Raw genomic sequence first — 1,774 nt, forward strand, 5'->3', positions numbered from 1 at the left:
CGGCAACGCGGTCACCATCGGGCCCAGCCGGAGCGTGGACGTGGCGGTGGCGATCGCGGCGAGGGTGATCCACGGGTCGGCCGCGGCCTGGACGGGCTCACGCCAGCGGACGTGGTCCCACACGAAGAACCCGTTCCATCCGGCCTCCTCGGCCTCCGCTGCGAGGCGCGCCACGACCAGCGGGTCGGCGAGCTCGTCGAACAACGGGATCCAGATCGCCGACTTCATGACGTGAACTCCACCAGTGCCTCGAGGAACTGGTCCCAGGTGGGACGCGGAACATCGTGGCCGGCGCCGGAGAGGACCACCAGCTCGGCACCGGGAATCGCGTCCCGCAACGCCTCGCCGTGGGACAACGGAAAGATCGGGTCGACCTCGCCGTGGACGACAAGGGTGGGCACGCGGAGGTCGGCGAACCCTCCGTTGCGCGGACCGTCGAAGTCCATCGCGTAGTGGTTGACGAGCGTGGCCGCGACGTCGCGGGTTCTCGCGATGTCCGTCACGGCGAGCTCCCGGACCGCTGCCTCGTCGAAATGTGGCGAGGCGCCGGCGTACGCACGCAAGGCCTCGACGAGGTGGTCCACGACCGCGGCGTCATCGGTCGGGTCCGGGTCCGGAGGTACGTCGAGCTCACCCATCGGCAGCTCGCCGGTCGTGGTGGTCACCAGGGTGACCGAACGAGTCCGCTCCGGATGGTCGAGGCCGAGGAACAGCGCGACTCCGCCGGACATCGATCGGCCGACGACGTGGGCGCTCTCGACACCGAGGGCGTCCAGGAGCGCGACGGCATCGGCGGCGAGATCACTCATGGCATAGCCGGGCCGACCGACCGGGAAGCTCGTCGACCGCCCGGTGTCGCGCTGGTCGTAGCGGATCACGAAGCGGCCGGCCGCGGCCAGGCGTTCGCAGAGTTCGGTCTCCCACCACACGAGGGACGCGCACGCCCCGTGGATCAGCAGCAGGGCCGGGTCTGCCGGGGACCCGAAGGTCTGGGCGCAGAGCGTCACGCCGTTCACGTCGAAGCTGGTCTCTGGGTTCATGTGATCGACGCTAGGCCCGGTCAAGGATTCCGAAAAGCGATTGCTTCCGATTAAGACCATCACTCATTACGATGCTTCGGGTGTACGAGCTCCGTCACCTCCAGGCACTCGACGCCATCGCCGACGAAGGCACCTTCGGCCGCGCGGCCGCGCGGCTCGGCTACACCCAGTCCACGTTGAGCCAGCAGATCGCCGCGCTGGAACGCACTGTCGGCGGGGCCGTGTTCGACCGGCCCGGTGGCCCACGACCTGTTCGGCTGACCGCGCTCGGTCGACTCGTGCTGGACGGTGCCCGCTCCGTCCTGGCTCGGTCCCGCTCGCTCGGGGACGACGTCGCGCGGTTCCACGCCGGGGATGGGCGGATCGAGGTCGGGACGTTCCAGACCGTGACGAACGTGCTGCTGCCCACGGTCGTCGGGCGCCTCCGCTCCGAGCACCCGGGCTGCGACATCCGGCTGTTCGAGGACGAGGACGACACTCCCGACCCCGGCGACCTCGACGTGCTCTTCCTCGACGCGCCGGGCAGCGACGGCGTCGACAGCACCTTGATCCTCGAGGACCAGCACGTCCTCGTCGCCCGCCGCGGCGACTTCGCGGCAGGCGCGGTCACACTCAAGAAGCTCGACGGAGTCCCGATGGTCGCGCTGCCTGCGATCTGTGACCAGGGCCGGGTCGAGGAGCATCTCGCCGAGCACGGGGTCGCGCCGCACTTCGTCTTCCGTACGGCGGACAAC

General features: G+C 69.9%; 3 protein-coding genes. 1 reads left to right on the top strand and 2 read right to left on the bottom strand.

Annotated features, from left to right (window positions below):
- On the bottom strand, positions 1-228 hold a 228-nt coding region (locus ACOADB_RS21545; RefSeq protein ID WP_378603340.1), incomplete at its 3' end, for an LLM class flavin-dependent oxidoreductase.
- Entirely contained in the window at positions 225-1,040 is an 816-nt protein-coding gene (locus tag ACOADB_RS21550; RefSeq protein WP_378603343.1) for an alpha/beta fold hydrolase, read from the bottom strand. The genes ACOADB_RS21550 and ACOADB_RS21545, both read right to left, overlap by 4 nt.
- A gap of 80 nt (positions 1,041-1,120) precedes the next feature.
- On the opposite strand from ACOADB_RS21550, the gene ACOADB_RS21555 reads away from it, so the two are divergent.
- The coding region (locus ACOADB_RS21555; RefSeq protein WP_378603346.1) for a LysR family transcriptional regulator at positions 1,121-1,774 on the top strand (654 nt) is incomplete at its 3' end.

Source organism: Nocardioides sp. CPCC 206348, assembly GCF_048654705.1.
Taxonomy (GTDB): Bacteria; Actinomycetota; Actinomycetes; order Propionibacteriales; family Nocardioidaceae; genus Nocardioides.

Bases quoted from the DNA above. Each gene is read 5' to 3' on its own strand.
- ACOADB_RS21550 (WP_378603343.1), bottom strand. From the start codon at position 1,040: ATGAACCCAGAGACCAGCTTCGACGTGAACGGCGTGACGCTCTGCGCC.